The organism is Mycobacterium sp. IS-1496 (genome assembly GCF_001499995.1).
In the GTDB taxonomy this organism is placed as follows: domain Bacteria; phylum Actinomycetota; class Actinomycetes; order Mycobacteriales; family Mycobacteriaceae; genus Mycobacterium.
Map to the genome: position 1 here is coordinate 24,287 of NZ_LQIU01000075.1, position 18,198 is coordinate 42,484.

An 18,198-nucleotide genomic window follows, 5' to 3' on the forward strand; every position below is an offset into this window, starting at 1 on the left:
GACGAGGAAGGAGACATACATGACCGGCTCCATTCCGAAACCGAGGACGGGGAACGGGTCGCCTCCGACGGATCGGTACTACGGACCACTCCTGCTTGTCGCTATCGCCGCAGCCGTCGGCATTGCCATCGGCTCTATCGGCCCATGGGTGAGAATCGCACTCTTCAGTGTCAACGGCTTGGACGCCGGCGGCTGGGGAAGCGCCGAGTTGGCGATCGGAGTCACCGCTGCTCTGATCCTCGTCGCCGTGCTGCTCTGGGACCGCACACCTTTGGACCTCCGCTGGGCGCTTCCACTGGCTTGGCTTGCCGTAGTCCTCGGAGTCGCATGCCTCAGCTTCTCGATTCCGACGATAGTTCGCATCATGACGATCCCCACCCAGAGTGTTCTGGGCCTTCCGATCAGCGCTGAGATTGGTTGGGGCCTAGTGCTCCATGCCGTCTCCGCGGCTGTCCTAGTTGTCGCAACCCATGTAGCGACAACGCGTATCGCGAGCGACATCGAAGCGAGTTACGGCCAGACCGGCACCATCGACTCGTGGATCCGCCTCTGGCGTCGTATCGCGGTTGCGGCCTCGTTGCTCGTAGTAGCGGGCCACATCATCTACTTCTCCCTTCAGTGGGAACGCAGCAGCTTCGTGGAGGAGCAGTCCTCGCGCAACACCGATGTCGCTGCACTTCCCACTAGTCGGTCGCCGTCAACCACAGAGATGACACTGCCGTCCCCAACGACATCCAACCCGAGTCCTGCGTCGAACTGTGGCATCGACTTGCAAGCACCAGCGGTAATGCGTGCGATAGAAACAGTTCAACCCGTCAGCGCATACCCGCTCGACCCGGAGTACGTGTGGGGGAATTTCGACCCTTGCAAGAACCTCACCGCGGCATTGGTGCCCACCGCGATGGGAACCGGTAGCTCCCCAGTGCAAGCACTGTTCTTCCATTACGGCGACTATGTCGGCTCGCCAACCGGAGCGGGATTCGGATATCTCAGGTTCAACGAAGAGATGACAACCGACGACACAGTCGTCCTGACGTTCCGCGAAACCTTGGGATCGTGCGGCGGCTGCGACGATGCCACCTGGGCCGACGTGCGGTTTCGGCTACGGGACGGCGAGCTCGTTGCTCTCGACCGCATACCCGACATGGGCTCGAATGCACCATCGGAGCAACCCTCCAATAGCCCTACCGTGTCGATACCGACAACTACTGGGCCGCCCCTCACCAGCGCAGAGCAGGCACCTACCACGAATCTGGAGTCGGCTTGCTCTGATCCCGAGTGGCGCGACGTAATGGGCGATGAAGGCGATCGGTTGTGTGGCGCACCATACCCATAGGGCAACCCGCCGCAACGGCGGTTCACCCGGTCAGTTGGGCACCCACGCGCCACTGCTGCAGACCAGGGGTATTCCGTCCGGCGACTGCGCTGCCAGCGCGAAAGTGATGCCTTGGCAGGAAGAGCCGATCAGCCGAGTTCCGATGACGGGGATTGCTCGAACCCACAGGCCGGTACCGTCGCCTTGCGGATTGCAGATGACCGTGTCGCCGCTGACCGTCTTGCCGAACCGGAACCGGTCAAAGTTCGCGCACGACCGACCGAGCGTGGCGCCTTGCACGAGGCCTTGCACGGTGCTGGTGTTGCCTCTCATCGGCGTCGGGCAGACGCCCGTGGTAGCACCGATCGAATTGATTTCCGCATTCGATCTCGTGTCCTGCGAGTAGTTGAACTGATCTGTGCATCTAGCGTTGGCCGGTGACGCCACAACCAGCGCTGTTGCTGGCGCGGCGACTGCCGCCACAAGCGCGGCGAAACGTCTCGTTCTGATGATGTCGCGCACCATGAAATGCTGCCTCCCCCTCAAGTCGGCCTCTCCGGCCATCACGCAGTAGTTCGTAGCTGTTAATAGACTTCGTTACCGCGCAGATCGACCCCTCGGCGGAGCAGAAGCTCTCACCGCGACCGCGACCCTGGGCTGCCGTACGCGCTGTTTTCGACTGCCACGCACGGACGGTTCCGCCAGGGCGGGTTCGCCGTGTACGCGTCCACCGGACCCTCGGTGGGTGGTGTCTCCAACGCCGCAATGCACGTGACGCTCGGCGTCACGGCGCAGTCCACCATGTATGCGGCGTTCGCGACCCGGGCCTATCTGTGCGCTCTCGCTCAGTACACCGGCGTGCCCGAAGCGGTGGTGCTGGGCTGACTTCGCCAGCCAGCCCGTCCACCATAAAACACGCCTGCGGTGTTGCTGGCGGGACGGTGATCACCAGCTCCAAACCAGATCGCCGGTCGGGTCCACCTTGCACGTCGCGAGCCCATCGGTTTGGGCGACACGTGCGCGCGCACCGGGCTCGGTGCACGCGGTACCTAGTTGAACTGCGGGTCGACGCAGGTGGGTTTGGTCTCTCCACGCACCCGTCAGAGGGCTGCAAGCCAAATTGCCGTCGGCTGAGACGGCCCCATACTCCGACACGGTGCACGGCATGCCCTCGTACGGCAGGGGAGGCGACGCGACCGTTGTCGTCACTGTGGGTACCGACGTGGTGGTCTCCGGTGGTGTCGTCACGACCGGCGGCGGGGGTGCCGGTACGACGCTCAATGTGGTCGTCGAAGGCACAGTTGTCGTCGTCGTGCCGGTAGTCGGCGCCACAGACTCGTCGTTATCACCACGTGTCGCGGACACGCCGAGTACTGCCGCACCTATTGCGAGCACTGCCACGACCGCCGCGAGGATCGGCACCGTACGGGACCTCCGCTGCGGCGGCGCTCCCTCTCCCTCGCTCGTCTTCCGCACATTCGTCGGCGCGTCCGGGTCTACAACGCCTCTGTTCGGCGATCTCGCCGCCGCCAGCGTCTGAGCGGACGCCGGATAACGGACCTCGCCGCCGGCGGCCTCCTGCAGCGCGGTGATGAACGCTGCGCAGGACGGGTACCGGCCGTCGGGCTTCTTCGCCAGAACTCGCTCGAAGACCGCGTCCATCGCACTCGGCAGATGCGGGTTGACCGTGCTGATGGACGGCACCGGCTTATTCAGGTGCGCGGACATCGTCGAGGCGATCGATGTCCCTGTGAACGGCGGCTGTCCCGTAAGCAGATGGAACGCGGTGCAGCCCAGCGAGTACAGGTCCGAGCGATTGTCGACCTCCTCGCCTTCGATCGCTTCAGGGCTGATGTACTGCATCGTTCCAATTGTCATCCCGGTGGACGTGAGAGACGTAGCTTCACCCGCTGCCTTGGCGATGCCGAAGTCGGCGAGCTTCACCGACTCAATCTGCGGTGCACCATCGGACTCGTCGATACCCACCAGAATGTTCGCCGGCTTCACGTCACGGTGTGTGACCTTCTGCTTGCGCCACGCGTAGTCCAGCGCCGCGGCCGCGGCGCCGACCAGCTGGACCGCCAGGCCGGGGTCGAGGGGGCCGTCGGCCTTGAGCAACTCGCCGGCGTCTGTGCCATCGACGTACTCCATCGTGATCCACAACCTGCCCTCGAACTCACCGCGGTCGTGCAATGTGACGATGTTCTGGTGCGAGAGCTGAGCGAGCAGATCCGCCTCCCGCTGAAACCGCACCTTGAACTCGTCATTGCGGGAGACGCCGGCGTCGAGCAGCTTGAGCGCGTCCTGCCGGGGCAGGCGCGGATGCTGCACCAGGAATACCTGCCCCATGCCGCCGGCGCCGAGCTGACGGATGACGCGATAACCGGCGATGTCCGTGATTTCCACGCTGTGAGTGTGGCAGGCGAGCCACCGGCGCGACCGGCGTCCTCACCAGCGGGTTGGGGGCGGCTGCACCGAACGGCGAGGTTCTTGCGCTCTGGCCCGCCGTCTCGCTGCGCGGTGCCGATGCTGGCCATAGCTGAGTGCTGCAGCGAATATTCGGGTCATTGCGTCGCGCACTCGGTCCGCATTGGCGGCTGCCCTCACTGCCGGACGACAAGGTATGCGGGCGTCAACGCATCCGCGCGTCGCGGGTGTTTCACAAGGTCTGGGTCAGCATTTCTTTAGGTGTGACGATCGGCTCGACGGATCGGTGACTGCATCGCGTTCGGCCGTGGACGCCGAGTTCAAGCTGGTTCGCCACTGGTCGAGTGCGGCCACAAGCAGGTCGTCCTTCGACGCGAAGTACTGGAAGACGCTGCTGGCAGTCACGCCCGCGTCATCGGCCACCATTCGGATATGCACGGCGTCGTAGCCGTCGACGGCGAGCGCGAGAGGCGAGGAGACAATGGGCTCACAACCGTTTTCCAGTCTTTCGGGACGTTGGTCTGGTGAATGGCTCGAACGGGCGGGGAGTTCGAATGGGTGATGAGACGGGCGTGGTCTAGAAGCTGTTGATGCCATCAACACAAGCCGCGTATCCGCAGGTCGCTCGGCGTTGTTTCGCGTCGTCTCGCGGGCGATTTGTAGCGTTCGCCCAGCTCATGAGGTTTTCGGCGTCTGGTTCGATTCCCGGCAGCTCCACCAGCACGACCAAGAACAGCACGAATGAAGGCCACGTCGGAGCCCGGCGTGGCCTTTATTCGTAGGTGCCCGATCAGTCGTGTTCCGCCTCGTAGCGCAGCAGGACCGTGCCACCCGGGAAGGTGCGGTTCTCCACCAGTCGCAGCGAGATCCACGACGGCAGGGTCGGGAAGAACGGGGTGCCGCCGCCCACAAGGGTTGGCGCGAGCACGATCCGGTATTCGTCCACCAGTCCGGCCTGCACTATCGGCGCGGCCAGCGTCGCGCCGGCCACCTCCAGCTGGCCGTCGGTTTCGGCTTTCAGCTTCCTCACCACCTCGACCGGGTCACTGCGTTCCAGGCGGGAGTTCCAGTCGACGGATTCCAGGGTGCGCGAGAACACGACCTTGGGCATGTCGCGCCAGGTGCGGGCGAAGTCGACGATGAATGGGGTGGCATCGGGGGCCTCGTCGGCGGTCGGCCAGTACGCGGACATCAGTTCGTAGAGCCGCCGGCCGTATAACGACAGGGCGGTCTCCCGTTCGAAGTCGTTCCAGTACTGGTGCAGTTCTTCGCTCGGTTCGGACCAGTCGATGTTGCCTTGTGCGTCGGCGATGTAACCGTCCACCGACACGTTGAAGCCATAGATGAGCTTGCCCATGAAGATCAGACTGCACCGGAGGGCGAAGTTCATCGCGACTATCGAGAACACTCAGACAATGAGGTGCCCCTACGCGACCCGAATCCTCGGAAACAACTTGCGCGCTTCGGGTGTCGCCATCCACGATTTGCCGACGCACGTCGCCAAGCCGAGCTTCTTCAAGTCCTGCAACCGCTCGCCCGCCGCCTCGGGAATGATCTGCAGCCGGTCGGCTATGACATCGCGCTTCATCGGATCACGATGCTGGATGAGGATGTTCAGCGCGTTGTACAACGGGCGCTCGATGACGGGCTTGGCGTGGTCTTTCATTCCGGACGCCCAGGTGGTCGGCTTGGGGGCAGATTTACGAGGTCTGCGTTTCCGCCTGTCGCGACCCGGCGCAGTCGCCGCCTTCGGCGCGGCATCTGGCTCCGGAACGTACTCCCCGCATCGCAGGCAGATGTCGTTGACGTCCGTCGTCCGATGGATGCAGTCAGCGTCCTCCAACCGCGCGCCCCGCTTACCGAGGGGATTCGGACGCGCGCGGCGCCGACGGGGCGGCTTGGGTTCTTGGGGCTCCTTGTTCGGGTGGTTTTTGAGCGCGGCGACGAACTCGGCCAGCTCCTGTGGCGACAGTTCCACCACCTGTCCGTCGGCCAGCGTGATCTTGGCCATCGTGCGCTCCTCTCGCCTCTGGCTTCTTGCCGTGGCTGGCAAACCGGGGAGTCTCCGGTCCCACTTGCGGTAGTTCTACTGCAGGTTGGTGGGGAATTCCGTCTTTCCGGGCGTTCACTTCCCGGCTCGTCGCTTCGTCAGCCGAGTGTGCGTAGCAGCGCCGCGGCGCGGACCTCGTCGCCCACGGTGATGGCGATGTTCACCTCGCCGTCGCGGCGCACCCACCGCAGCGTGACGTCTTCGCCGTACCGGATCGGTCGTCGGTACTCGACGACAGCGCGGTAGGGGGCTCGGCACACCTCGGGCGTCACGGCCATGACTTCATGGATCGCATGCCAATAGGCGGTGTTGGTGACGTGTTCGAACACATCGATGTCGGTCCTGCGGAGCGCAAAGGGCGCGGAGGCGTCGGTGTCCGTCGGGTTGGTCAGCCACGGTCGCCACTTCAGGCGGTGTTCCTCGGTGGTGCTGGCGAACTTCTCGATCAGGCGGTCGGAAACTCGCTGCGGTGTCAGGGTCTTCTCGTTGATCGCGATCCAGAAACCCTCGGTCTCGATGCGGCCGCCCTCGCTGCCGACCAGGTCGACGCGCATGGTGCACCATCGCGTCGACAACGCCGAGCACCAGCGGCTGAACGACACCTCGTTGGGCCACTCGATCGGTTCGATGACGTCGATCACCGTGCGTTGGACCAGCCAGTGCGGATGCTCCTCGGCTTCGCCGGCGTCCACGAGGTTCTCGGCGCCGACTTCCTGAATGTAGCGGGCCACTCCGTCGAGGCGCAGTTGCAGTTGCTCGCCGATGTCACCGGTCGGCACCGGCCAGGAAGTCCGATAGACGTAGCCCGCCGACGGCTCCGGGCTCAGGCGACGTTTCACGTCATCGTTCGGCATCCGGTTCACTCCTGTCGCGGGTCGATGAGGGTGACGCCGACCGGTGCGGCGGTGCCGACCAGCGGCAGAAGCTGCGCACCCTCGGCCAGTCCGACAACCCGCTCGACCAGTGCCTGCGGACGCAACGTGCCCGCCTCGATCAGCTGCAGCATGGCGGGGTAGTCCAGCGCGGCCATACCGTGACTGCCGTACACGTCGAGTTCCCATGCGATCACCCGGTCCATCGGGACCGCCGGGTGTCCCGCCACATTCGGCAGCAGACCGATCTGGACGTGGCGTCCGCGCCGTCGGAGGCTGTGGATCGCCTCGACCACCGCCGCCGGGGATCCCACGGCGTCGACGGAGACGTGACTGCCCCCGCCGGTGAGTTCGTGTACGCGCGCCGCCGTGTCGGATCCGTCGGCGAGCAGTGTGTGTTCCGCACCCAGGGTGCGCGCCAGTTCCAGTGCGCCCGGCTCCCGATCCACCGCGATCACCCGCGCACCGAACGCGGCGGCGATGTGCACCGCACTGAGGCCGACCCCGCCGGCCCCGATGACCGTCACCCACTCGCCGGCACGGACCCGTGCCCGGGCGCTCAGCGCGCGGTAGGCGGTGGCGAACCGGCAGCCCAGCCCCGCGGCTGCGGCGTCGTCGACCGAGTCCGGCACGGCGACGAGGTTGGTGTCGGCGGCGTGCAGCGCCGCCATCTCGGCGAACGAACCCCAGTGCGTGAAGCCCGGCTGTGTCTGGTCCGGGCACACCTGCGCCTGGCCGTCGCGGCACCATGTGCACCGACCGCATCCGCAGACGAACGGGGTGGTGACGCGGTCACCGACCGTCCATTTCTCGACGCCATTTCCCACCGCCGCGACGATGCCCACCAGCTCGTGGCCGGGTACGTGTGGGAGCGCGATCCCGTCGTCGTGACCCGCCCACCCGTGCCAGTCACTGCGGCACAGGCCGGTCGTACGCACCTCGACCACCACGCCGCCCGGCGGCGGGACCGGATCCGCGACGGCACGCACCCCGACGGCGCCGCAGAACTCCTCGAACACGACAGCGCGCATCAGGCGTCTCTGCCGAGAATCGAAAAGTACTGATGTGAAGGATCTCTCGAGTCGGGCATCCCTCTCGGCGTGCCGTCGGTGACGGGATGGCTGAAGTCCAGACGTGACGGGTCGTTCACCTCGGCCCAATCGGTGACGATCGTGCGCTCGACGAATTTCCACACCGCGTCGCGCTTTTCGTACCGGTCGAGGTAGCGCCCGCCCACCAACACGTCGATGTCGCGTCCGCCCGCCATGAACGTGTGGGTGGCGAGACTGTAGATCTCTCCTTCGGCGCTGTCGCCGTCGATGGCGAAGTTCATCGTCGTGATGTGGTGCTGCATGGACCGCAGATAGGGGCGGGCGGCCGCCAACTCCTGAAGGAAGTCCTCGACGGAGCCTTCCGAGAACGCACCGTGGTCGTCCCGGCCGTCGTGGTGGTACAGGTCGCGCAGTGCGGAGATGTCGCCGCGGTCGACGGCACGGCAGTACCCGTGCACCAGTTTTCGCAACTGGAACTCGTCGAGCATCTCCTGCAAGAGTGCATCGGAACTCACCTCGACACGGTCCCACACCACCTCGGCGCCACTGCGCGTACCGCCCATGCTGCCGCAACAGCGGAAAGCACGTGCCACGCGCCGTGGTACTGCCAGAGGCTGTCGGGCCGGCACAGCGGCGACCCCGAGCGTCCCGCGGCGTAGGCCGCCAGTCCCAGCGCGAAGATGGCGGCCGCCGGCGCCCACACCGACCGCCAGTGCCGACCCCGGCTGCGGGCGAGGATGACGACGTACACGAGCCCGACGGCGATGATCGGCAGGTCGTGGGCCGGTTTCGACCACGACGGCTGCGGACCGTGAAAGGCGACGCTGCCGATCCCGACCGCGACGAGCACGACTCCGGCGAGCCATGCCAGGGGCGCCTTCCACCGCGCGGCCCAGCACAGCACGACTAGTCCGGCGGCGACATAGGCCAGGCTGGTGACGGCGAGGACGGGCTGTGCCAGCGCGCCGTCGACGATGCGCTCGCAGTCGGACTGCCCGAGGCGTGGGGGAGCGGTCATGAGCCGCATGGTCGATCACCGTAGTCGCACAGAAGCCCTGCGAGATGTGACGCTTGCACGGTGTGGTCTGGAAACGCGCGATGGGCGGGTCTCGCGGCGGCGTTCGTCGCCGGCGCCGTGCCCGCACTGGCCTTTCCTGCACCGTCGTGGTGGTGGCTGGCGTGGGTCGGCGTCGTTCCGCTGCTTCTCGTGGTGCGGGCGGCGGCGACCGTTCGGGCAGCGGCGCTACGGGCGTGGTGCGGAATGGCCGGCTACGTACTGGCCACCCAGTACTGGCTGCTGCCCAGTGCCGGACCGCTGTTGCTCGTCCTGGCCGTCGGGCTCGGCGCGTTGTGGGTGCCTTGGGGATCGGCCGCGTATCTGCTGTTGGGCGAACACATCACGGCGCGGCGGACGTTCGCGGCATTGGTGGTGCTGCCGAGCGCCTGGATCGTGGCCGAGGCGGTGCGTTCACTGCCCGGTCTGGGCGGTCCGTGGGCCTCGCTGGGCGCTTCGCAATGGAATCAGCCGGCGACGCTCGCCTCGGCCTCGCTCGGCGGCGTGTGGCTCACCACCGTTCTCATCGTCGCGGCGAACACCGCGATCGTCGGGGCGATCCTCCACCGGCAGTTCGCCGTCCGCGTCGTCGCCGCAGCGGCGGCGGTGGCGTGCGCGGCGCTCGGCCCGGCCTGGTTCTGGCTGGGGCCGGCGCCCGCGGTCGGGCCGACCGTCCGCGTGGCGCTCGTGCAACCGGGCGACATCGAGGACTCCGCGGCCCGCCAGGCGGCCGGCGAAGCCCTGACCGACCAGCTGCGCGGCCGGGAACTCGACCTGGTCGTCTGGGGTGAGAGCAGTGTCGGGGTCGATCTCGCCGGCCGACCGGAGGACCTGAGGCGCCTGACCGACCTGTCCCGGCGGGTCGGCGCGGACCTCCTCGTCAACGTCGACGCCCGCGACCGCTCGGGCGTGATCCGCAAGTCGTCGGTGCTGATCGGACCGGACGGGCCGCGCGGCTCCTATTCGAAGATGCGGCTCGTGCCGTTCGGCGAGTATGTGCCGCTGCGCCCGCTGTTCGGTTGCGCGACACGGCATACGAAAGCCGCGGCGGAAGACCGGCAGCGCGGCGGCGAACCGGTGGTGTTGCACACCGGGCGTGGCCTGGCCGTCGGGCCGCTGATCAGTTTCGAGGCGACGTTCTCCGATCTTCCCCGCCAACTGGTCGAGCGCGGGGCGCAGCTGCTGGTGTATCAGAGTTCCACCTCGACATATCAAGGGAGTTGGGCGCAGCCGCAGTTGGCCAGCAAAGTCGCGGTCCATGCCGCGGAGGTGGGTCACCCGGCGGTGCACGCCGGATTGTCCGGTGTCAGCTCCGCTTTCGACGCGCGAGGTCGTCAACTCGCCTGGTACCCCGACACCCTAAGCGGGGTGATCGTGGTGGACGTTCCGCTCGGTGCGCACCCCACGGCATTCCAGCGGTTCGGCAATTGGGTACTGGCAACGGCGGTTTCACTCCTCGCCGGCGCCGCCCTCGTCGCCGCCGTCCGGTACTGGTCGGCTCGTCACACAACACGCCGGGCGGGGTGATCGGCGCAACCGTCAGTCGGAGGCATGATGGTTCGCTGATGACGACGCTGGACGACAGGGCATTTCGCCGAGCGGCCGACGACGAGAGGTCGCCGCTGCCGCCGTCCCTGGCCGGTGGGTTGTCGGCTGAACACCTATGCCGGGTGATCGCCGTCTTGGTCGACGAACACGTCGACCTCGGCCGTTCCCGGGATGACCACACCGACGAACGTGGCGCGGCAGCGTGGGATCCGCGGTTGATGGCCGCAATCCTGTTGTACGGCTGCGCGAGCGGGCTGAGCTCATCGCGCATGATCGCGCGGAAGTGCGCCGAGGACGCCTGTTTCCGGTGGCTCGCGGCGGGCCGGGTTCCGGACCATCGAGCGATCGCGCGGTTCCGCAGGCGGCACGCGGCCGCGCTGGCACCGCTGTTCGTGCAGGCGTTGGTGTGGTGCCAGGCCTCCGGGGTCGAGCGGCTGGGCGGGATCACGCTGCGCGGGGCGACGAGAGGCGCACTGGCGGAGGACGTGTTGGCCATGTTGGCCGACGCCGAACGAACCGACACGGCCGAGGATGCGACGCCCCCCGTCGCCGCGCCCGCGACATCGAACAGGCACCGCGCGATGGTCGGGGCACTGCTGGTCGCGTTGATGTGCGCGGGCGGCTACGCCGCGGTCGCGGTCAAGCGCGTCACGCTGTCCGTCGACGGCGTCCCCACGACGGTGTCGACGATGCAGTCGCGCGTGGCCGACGTGTTGCGGGACAACGGCTATGCCGTCGGCGAGCACGACGAGGTCACCCCGGGGGCCGAACAGCCGGTTCGCGCGTCCGACACCATCGTGCTCAAACGCGGTCGCCCGCTGCAGGTGTCGGTCGACGGACAACCGGCCGAGCAGGTCTGGACCACGGCGGTGACCGTCGATGACGCCCTGAAGCGGCTGTCGATGCACGAGGTGGCCCCCGTCGGCGCATCGCGTGCCACTCATGTGCCGGTGGCCGGTATGGCGCTGGCGGTGGTCAGCCCGAAGCGGGTGCAGATCAACGACGGCGGCGTCAAGAGCGAGCGACGGCTGGCGGCGGCGACTGTCGGCCAGTTGCTCGATGCCGCAGGCGCGCCGCTCCAGCAGAGCGACAGGGTGTTGCCGCGAGCGTCCGATCCGGTCCTCGAGGGCATGCAGATCGTGGTCACCCGCGTCAGGGTGCACAAGGTGTCCGAGCGTCTGCCGCTGCCCGCGCCGCTGCGGCGCATCCACGACCCCACCATCAATATCAGCCGAAGCGTCGTCGCCGACCCAGGCAGCCCGGGCACCCAGGACGTCACCTTCGCCGTCTCGACGGTCAACGGCAGGCCGGTCGCGCGACAGGTGGTGGCTCGCAGTGTCGTGTCGCCCGCCCGGCCCCAGGTGCAACGGGTCGGCGCCAAGCCGGGAACCCAGGTGCCGCCGGTGCTCAACACGGCGTGGGATGCGCTCGCCACCTGCGAATCGAGCGGGAACTGGGCGATCAACACCGGCAACGGCTTCTACGGCGGTGTCCAGTTCAAGCAGAGCACCTGGGAGGCCTACGGCGGACTGCGCTATGCGCCGCGCGCCGACCTGGCCACCCGGGAGGAGCAGATCGCGATCGCGGAGGTCACGCGGGCGAAGCAGGGCTGGGGCGCCTGGCCGGTGTGCAGCGCGAGGGTGCGGCGCTGACGATACGACGCAATCCGGGACCGGCGACGGGATCGCCGCCTATGCTGATGGCCGACCGTAGCCCCGAATCCGACGGCGTTCCCTGTGGTTATTGACACGTCAGCCGACGTCCTTGCCGTCAAGCGCGTTGTCCGCAAAGCCATTGCATCAGCAACTATCTTGATCGTCCTCGCCGTCGTGGCCGCGTGCGGCACCGTCGCACAGTCGGCGCGCGGCGGGGTAGCGCCTGTGACGCCGCCGCCGGCCGCGGTCGCCGCACCGCGTCCGACGTCCGCCGCGCTTCCGAGTCCGCCGCCCCCTCGAGAGGCGATCACCGCCGACTTCTCCGCGATCTCCACGGTGATCAACGACGCGATCGCGGCACGGCGGCTGCCCGGTGCGGTGGTGCTGGTCGGGCACCGTGGCGACATCGTCTTCCACAGCGCGTACGGGGATCGAAAATTGGCCGGCGAACCCGGGCTCGACGGGGTGGCGGCCCCGGCGGAGCCGATGACCGAGGACACGATCTTCGACCTGGCGTCGTTGACCAAGGTCCTCGCCACGGCCACCGCGGTCCTGCAACTTCACGAACAAGGCAGGGTCGGACTCGACGATCCTCTGCAGAAGTACCTGCCCGGCTTCAATCCTTCGCAGGACCCCCAGCGAGCCAAGGTGTCGGTCCGCATGCTGCTCACCCACTTCTCGGGTGAGGCGCCGGACGTCAACCTCGACGATCCGTGGGGGCTGAACCGCGCCGACAAGAAGGAGGGTATCCATCGCGCGCTCACCACGCCGCTGCTCTCCGCGCCCGGAGAGGTCTACCGGTACTCCGACATCAATTTCATCCTGCTCGGCGCGCTGATCGAGCGGGTCACCGGTGAGCCGGAAGACGTCTTCGTCGAGCGGAACGTTTTTGCGCCGCTCGGGATGTCGGAGACGAGTTACCTGCCGCCCGCCAAGGCATGCGGTCCTCACACGGTCAGGGGAGTCGCGTTGGTGTGGGCTCCCGCGCGTCGCAACGGCGCACCGGTGCGCTGTCCCGAAGGGACGTGGAGCACGGGTCTGCTCTCGCGCATCGCACCCACGGCCCACGACGACGAAGGCCGACGCGATCCGCGCACGAATCCTGACTTCGACCACCTGCTACGGGGATCCGTGCACGACACGACGACGCGCCGCATGGGTGGCGTGGCCGGGCACGCCGGTGTGTTCTCCACCGCGCACGATGTCGGCATCTTCGCGCAGGCCCTGCTGGACCGGCTCGCCGACCGTCCGAGTGCCTTCCCGCTCGCGAAGGCGACCCTCGAGATGATGACGGCTCCCCAGCAACCCGGAGGCACGGCCCGACAGCTCGAGGCAGCGCAGCAGACCACCGCGGAAGCCGTGATCAGAACACCGAACGCACGGCATCCGCTGCTGGCGCCGAACTATCCCGCTGTCGGGGGGCAGAACCTGCGCGGCCTCGGGTGGGATATCGACACCGCGCATTCACAACCGCGGGGAATGGTCTTTCCCGTCGGCAGTTTCGGCCACACCGGCTTCACCGGAACCTCGGTGTGGATCGATCCGGGTTCGGACACCTACGTCGTCCTGCTGGCGAACGCTATTCACCCACGGGGCAACTGGCCGATCTCGACCCTGCGCGGTGAAGTGGCCACGCTGACCGCCCGGGCTCTCGGCCTGCACGGCGCCGCGCCGCGCTGACCCCGTCACGCTCTGTCGAGATCCCACTGTCCGAAATCGCCCGCCATGACCTCGTTCACATCGACGTTCGTGCCGCCCAGGCGGACACCCGGATCGGAAGCGGTGACGATCACGTATTGGTAGAGCACCGCCCTGGATTCGCGCTCACCATCGGACCAGGCTCTGGTCTGCCATGCCCACCAGTGCCCCGGCGTGGTCGAGCGTCCTATCACGCCGTCCGCGATCGCCCACGCACACACCCGGGAGTGTCCGTAGACCCCGGTGCGGTGCACGCCGAGAACCGAGTTGATCCCGCGCAGCCACTCGACCGCGACGGTCTCCCAGGTGTCGGCGTCGATGTCCTCGTCGATGCTGAAGAAGATCGGCGCGGACGCCGGCCCACCGGCCGCGGAGTGCAGCCGCAGGGCTGTCCGCGCGTCCGCGACGCCACCGTCATACCCGCGGGTGAAGTCCGACGGTGTTGGCCAGCCGGGTTTGCCGTACTGATAGCAACTGACGACGCGGAGACCCGCAGCCCGCAGCGCATCCGCGTAGCCGCGCGTGACCGGCTTGAAATCGAAGTCCGCCCCCGGCCGTAGCTCGGACACATAGACGAGCGCCCCGTCGAATCCCGCCGCTTTGATCTGGTCGGGCGGGACCTGCCGGTGCGTGAAGTCGATCAGCCTCAGGTCGGCGGCCGATGCCCTCGGGGCGGCGAACGTGGCCATCGCGGACCCGGAGGCCAACAGAGCCGGCGCGGAGAGCCCGTAGATCAGTGCTGCGCGTCGGGAGATGGAGCGCACGTCGCCACGACCGGACGGCCTCGGCGGTTCATGCACGGCGCGATGGTAACAACGGCGGCACCACGCTCGGGGCCAGTCAGCGGACAATCCCGCCAAAGTCCTCGGCGGACAAGGCGGTCTCGGTACCGTCGAATCCATGTTGTTCGCGGCGCTCCGCGACATGCAGTGGCGACGGCGACGCTTCTTCATCGCGATCGTCAGCACCGGCCTGGTGTTCGCGATGACACTGGTGTTGACCGGACTCGCGAACGGTTTCCGCGTGGAGGCGGAGCGCACCGTCGATTCGATGGGTGTCGACGCCTTCGTGATCCGAGCGGGGGCGAACGGGCCGTTCCTCGGTGCGACACCATTCACCCCCGTCGATCTCGCTCAGGTCGCCGCGACGCCCGGCGTGAAGGCCGCGGCCCCGCTCGCCACGGCCGCGACGACGGTCAGGGAAGGTACGGCGACCCGGAACGCCAACGCGTTCGGGGCGCCGGAGCGCGGCCCCGGGATGCCGTCGGTCACCGAGGGTCGCGCACCGTCGACGCCGAACGAGGTCGCGGCCTCGAGCACCCTCGGTCGACGGGTGGGCGAGCAGTTGCAGGCCGGCGCGCGGACGTTGCGGATCGTCGGCATCGTGCCCGATTCCACCGCACTGGCGAAGATGCCCAATCTCTTCCTGACGACCGAGGGTCTGCAGCAGTTGGCGTACACCGGTCAGCCGCTGGTCACCTCGATCGGAGTCGTCGGCACACCACGACAGGCTCCTGAGGGCTTTGACGTCGTCGATCGAGCGACAGGTGTCGACGATCTGCTGCGGCCGCTGAAGGCGGGGGTGGACGGCATCGCGATAGTGGCCGCGTTGCTCTGGGTCGTGGCGGCGCTGATCGTCGGATCGGTCGTGTACGTCTCTGCCCTGGAACGTATGCGCGACTTCGCGGTCTTCAAGGCGATAGGCGCGCGGACGGGCTCGATACTGGCGGGGCTGGCCCTGCAAGCGGTCGTCGTCGCGCTTCTCGCCGCGGCACTGGGAATGGTGCTCTCGCAACTGCTGGCGCCGATTTTCCCGATGGACGTCGTGGTGCCGGTGCGCGCCTTCGTCGCGCTGCCGGTGGTCGCAGTCGGCATCGGGCTCTTGGCGAGCGTCGCCGGAGTCAGGCGGATCGTGGCGGTCGACCCGGCGCTGGCTTTCGGAGGGCCGTGAGCGTGAGTGCTCTGAGCATCCGCAATCTGGTCGTCGAGTACTCCAGCGGTGGGTACGCCGTCCGGCCGATCAACGGCTTGAGCCTCGACGTGCCGGCAGGGTCGCTGCTGATCTTGTTGGGGCCCAGCGGTTGTGGGAAGACGACTCTGCTGTCCTGTCTCGGCGGCATCCTGCGGCCGCAGTCCGGCAGGATCACGTTCAACGGCGTCGACATCACCTCGCTCGACGGCGGCGAGTTGGCGAGGCACCGACGCAACACGGTGGGCATCGTGTTCCAGGCGTTCAACCTCGTCCCGAGCCTCACCGCCATCGAGAACGTCATGGTCCCGTTGCGCATAGCCGGGATGTCACGCACACGTGCGCGTCAGCGCGCCGAAGACCTCCTGACCCGCGTGGGACTCGCGGAGCGGATGAAACATCGACCGGGCGACCTCAGTGGCGGTCAGCAGCAGCGGGTCGCAGTCGCGCGTGCACTCGCGGTCGACCCGCCGCTGATCCTCGCCGACGAACCGACTGCCCACCTGGACTTCATCCAGGTGGAGGAAGTGCTGCGCCTGATCCGCTCGCTCGCGCAGGGCGAACGTGTCGTGGTGGTCGCGACGCACGACAGCCGGATGTTGCCGATGGCCGATCGCGTCGTCGAACTCCTGCCTGCACTCCCGTCGAGCAACCGTCCGCTCGACACCGTGGACCTGAAGACCGGCGAAGTGCTCTTCCGGCAGGGCACCATGGGTCACCTGATCTATGTCGTCACTCGGGGCGAACTCGAGATCGTGCGTGAACTCTCCGGCGGCGGTGAGGAATTGGTGAAGGTTGCCCAACCGGGGGATTACTTCGGTGAGCTGGGCGTCCTCTTCCATCTGCCGCGCTCGGCGACTGTGCGCGCCCGAACCGACGCGACAGTCGTCGGCCATACGGTGCAGGAGTTCCGGCAACGGTCCGGCGTGACGGGCGTGAGCGATCTGATCGCGCACCGGGAGTGTGACGGCCAGTGAGATCGGAGCCAGCCGATGCCTCCGCAGTCTTCCCGGGGGATGGACAGCGCGGCATCCGCGGCGAATGATCGAATCACCTGCCCGTCGCATCGACCGGGCTGACGGGCATGAGCCGAGGAGGAGCCATGCCCACACTCGATGCCACCTTCTACCGCAGCCCGAGCGCCGCCGTCGCCGCGGCACCCGAACAGCTCGCCTATGTCGCCGCCTTCGATCCGACGGCCCGGAGCAACGATGCGCTGGCCGTGCTGGACTGCCGGCCCGACTCACCGACCTACGGTGAGGTGGTCGGGTGGTCGGAGCTTCCGACGACCGGCAACGAATTGCACCACTTCGGGTGGAACGCCTGTTCGAGCGCGCTGTGTCACGAGGGGCACGCCGGGCATTTGGAGCGGCGCTATCTGCTCGTCCCCGCGATCCGTTCGTCGGCGGTCTATGTGCTCGACACCGGGCCGGACCCGTGCCACCCCGTGCTCACGCACACCATCGACGCGGGTGAACTCGCCGCCAAGGCCGGATACTCGCGCCCGCACACCGTGCACTGCGGACCGGACGGCATCTTCATGTCGGCGTTGGGCGGGGCGAACGGCGAAGAGGGACCCGGCGGCGTGGCACTGATCGACCACGACACCTTCGACGTGCTCGGTCCGTGGGAGCGGGACCGGGGGTCCCAGTCGTTGGCGTACGACGTGTGGTGGCACCTGAAGCACGACACCGTGATCACGTCGGAATGGGCCAGCCCCTCGATGGTCGAGAACGGCATCGATCCGGAGGACCTGCTGGGCCGCAGATTCGGCCACCATCTGAACTTCTGGAGCATGACGGAGCGGACCCTCACGCAGCGGGTCGACCTCGGCGATCAGCATCAGATGGTGCTGGAGCTCAGGCCCGCCCACGACCCGTCGAAGGCGTGGGGTTTCGTCGACACCGTGATCAGCGTCGAGGACCTGTCGGCTTCGGTGTGGTTGTGGCACAGAGACGGTGCGCAATGGTCGGTCGACAAGGTCATCACGATCCCGGCCGAACCCGCCGACGAGGCCGACCTGCCCCCGTTGTTCAAGCCCTTCGGCGCCGCACCGCCCTTGGTGACGGACATCGATCTGTCGGTCGACGATCAGTGGTTGTACGTATCCTGTTGGGGAACAGGCGAGTTGAAGCAGTACGACGTGAGCGACCCGTTCCATCCCCGGGAGACCGCCTCGGTGCGGCTCGGCGGGATCGTGCGGCGTGAGCCGCATCCGGCTGAGCCCGACACAGCGCTCGGCGGTGGGCCGCAGATGGTGGAGATCAGTCGCGACGGCCGACGGGTGTACGTGACCAATTCGCTGTATGCGGCGTGGGACGACGCGGTCTACCCCGACGGGGTCGGTGCGTGGATGGCCAAATTCGACGCCGACACCGCGGCAGGCGGCCTGCTGCCCGACAACCGGTTCTTCCCGCACGGTGACGACTTCCGCGGGTTGCGCGTGCACCAGACCCGCCTCCAGGGCGGCGACGCGTCCAGCGATTCGTACTGTTACACAAGCTGATCCTCCAACATGAGGCGGTTGCCCCATGTGCCGCAGACGCCGCCGGTGAACAG

18 protein-coding genes and 1 pseudogene are annotated in these 18,198 nt (G+C 67.5%); 9 read left to right on the plus strand and 10 right to left on the minus strand.

Going from position 1 to position 18,198, the window contains the following annotated elements:
- Positions 1-19 precede the first annotated feature (19 nt).
- Positions 20-1,336 carry an LppP/LprE family lipoprotein gene (locus AU195_RS23550; protein ID WP_172800702.1) on the plus strand — a complete coding sequence of 439 codons (1,317 nt, stop codon included), beginning with the start codon at positions 20-22 and terminating at the stop codon, positions 1,334-1,336.
- 30 nt (positions 1,337-1,366) lie between these two features.
- On the opposite strand, the gene AU195_RS25490 is transcribed toward AU195_RS23550, so the two are convergent.
- Positions 1,367-1,837, minus strand: a complete 471-nt coding sequence (locus tag AU195_RS25490) for a hypothetical protein (protein WP_157531240.1) — start codon at positions 1,835-1,837, stop codon at positions 1,367-1,369.
- A 195-nt stretch (positions 1,838-2,032) separates the two neighbouring features.
- On the opposite strand from AU195_RS25490, the gene AU195_RS25840 reads away from it, so the two are divergent.
- On the plus strand, positions 2,033-2,200 hold the full coding sequence (locus AU195_RS25840; protein WP_157531241.1) for a hypothetical protein: 168 nt from the start codon (positions 2,033-2,035) through the stop codon (positions 2,198-2,200).
- A gap of 60 nt (positions 2,201-2,260) precedes the next feature.
- Here AU195_RS25840 and AU195_RS23560 read toward each other — a convergent pair whose 3' ends face one another.
- From AU195_RS23560 to AU195_RS23595, 8 genes are all read right to left on the minus strand, one after another.
- Positions 2,261-3,721, minus strand: a complete 1,461-nt coding sequence (locus AU195_RS23560; protein WP_059161431.1) for a serine/threonine-protein kinase — start codon at positions 3,719-3,721, stop codon at positions 2,261-2,263.
- Positions 3,722-3,988: 267 nt separating this feature from the next.
- The gene (locus tag AU195_RS26415; RefSeq protein WP_157531242.1) at positions 3,989-4,339 is read right to left on the minus strand and encodes a TetR/AcrR family transcriptional regulator; all 351 of its coding nucleotides are present in this window, start codon (positions 4,337-4,339) and stop codon (positions 3,989-3,991) included.
- A 193-nt stretch (positions 4,340-4,532) separates the two neighbouring features.
- A complete protein-coding gene (locus AU195_RS23570) occupies positions 4,533-5,099 on the minus strand; it encodes a dihydrofolate reductase family protein (protein ID WP_059161556.1) in 567 nt (188 codons plus the stop codon).
- 69 nt (positions 5,100-5,168) lie between these two features.
- A complete protein-coding gene (locus AU195_RS23575; protein WP_059161433.1) occupies positions 5,169-5,753 on the minus strand; it encodes a helix-turn-helix domain-containing protein in 585 nt (194 codons plus the stop codon).
- A 137-nt stretch (positions 5,754-5,890) separates the two neighbouring features.
- Positions 5,891-6,646, minus strand: coding sequence for an acyl-[acyl-carrier-protein] thioesterase (locus AU195_RS23580; RefSeq protein ID WP_059161557.1), 756 nt, complete (start codon positions 6,644-6,646; stop codon positions 5,891-5,893).
- A 5-nt stretch (positions 6,647-6,651) separates the two neighbouring features.
- Entirely contained in the window at positions 6,652-7,695 is a 1,044-nt protein-coding gene (locus AU195_RS23585) for a zinc-binding dehydrogenase (RefSeq protein WP_059161434.1), read from the minus strand.
- Entirely contained in the window at positions 7,695-8,204 is a 510-nt protein-coding gene (locus AU195_RS23590) for a nuclear transport factor 2 family protein (protein WP_286149473.1), read from the minus strand. Before AU195_RS23590 ends, AU195_RS23585 begins: the two co-directional genes overlap by 1 nt.
- Before the next feature lie 23 nt (positions 8,205-8,227).
- Positions 8,228-8,734, minus strand: a complete 507-nt coding sequence (locus AU195_RS23595) for a hypothetical protein (protein ID WP_286149466.1) — start codon at positions 8,732-8,734, stop codon at positions 8,228-8,230.
- Between the two features lie 60 nt (positions 8,735-8,794).
- Between AU195_RS23595 and lnt the strand changes: the two genes are divergently transcribed.
- The 4 genes and pseudogenes from lnt (at position 8,795) to AU195_RS23610 (ending at position 13,653) form a co-directional block, all read left to right on the plus strand.
- Complete coding sequence (gene lnt, locus AU195_RS23600; RefSeq protein ID WP_059161437.1) at positions 8,795-10,297, plus strand: apolipoprotein N-acyltransferase; 1,503 nt, start codon at positions 8,795-8,797, stop codon at positions 10,295-10,297.
- A gap of 38 nt (positions 10,298-10,335) precedes the next feature.
- Positions 10,336-10,671, plus strand: a pseudogene (locus tag AU195_RS26310) (transposase); the annotation flags it as partial.
- Between the two features lie 228 nt (positions 10,672-10,899).
- Positions 10,900-11,970 carry a resuscitation-promoting factor gene (locus AU195_RS23605; protein WP_059161558.1) on the plus strand — a complete coding sequence of 357 codons (1,071 nt, stop codon included), beginning with the start codon at positions 10,900-10,902 and terminating at the stop codon, positions 11,968-11,970.
- 141 nt (positions 11,971-12,111) lie between these two features.
- The gene (locus tag AU195_RS23610) at positions 12,112-13,653 is read left to right on the plus strand and encodes a serine hydrolase domain-containing protein (RefSeq protein ID WP_502687382.1); all 1,542 of its coding nucleotides are present in this window, start codon (positions 12,112-12,114) and stop codon (positions 13,651-13,653) included.
- Between the two features lie 5 nt (positions 13,654-13,658).
- Here AU195_RS23610 and AU195_RS23615 read toward each other — a convergent pair whose 3' ends face one another.
- Entirely contained in the window at positions 13,659-14,360 is a 702-nt protein-coding gene (locus AU195_RS23615) for a DUF1906 domain-containing protein (protein WP_286149474.1), read from the minus strand.
- 211 nt (positions 14,361-14,571) lie between these two features.
- Here AU195_RS23615 and AU195_RS23620 point away from each other — a divergent pair, with 211 nt between their 5' ends.
- The 3 genes from AU195_RS23620 to AU195_RS23630 all read left to right on the plus strand — a co-directional run bounded on the left by AU195_RS23620 (position 14,572) and on the right by AU195_RS23630 (position 18,145).
- The gene (locus AU195_RS23620; protein WP_059161439.1) at positions 14,572-15,621 is read left to right on the plus strand and encodes an ABC transporter permease; all 1,050 of its coding nucleotides are present in this window, start codon (positions 14,572-14,574) and stop codon (positions 15,619-15,621) included.
- A gap of 2 nt (positions 15,622-15,623) precedes the next feature.
- A complete protein-coding gene (locus tag AU195_RS23625) occupies positions 15,624-16,616 on the plus strand; it encodes an ABC transporter ATP-binding protein (protein WP_059161440.1) in 993 nt (330 codons plus the stop codon).
- A gap of 125 nt (positions 16,617-16,741) precedes the next feature.
- Entirely contained in the window at positions 16,742-18,145 is a 1,404-nt protein-coding gene (locus tag AU195_RS23630) for a selenium-binding protein SBP56-related protein (protein WP_082703186.1), read from the plus strand.
- Positions 18,146-18,198: the final 53 nt, after the last annotated feature.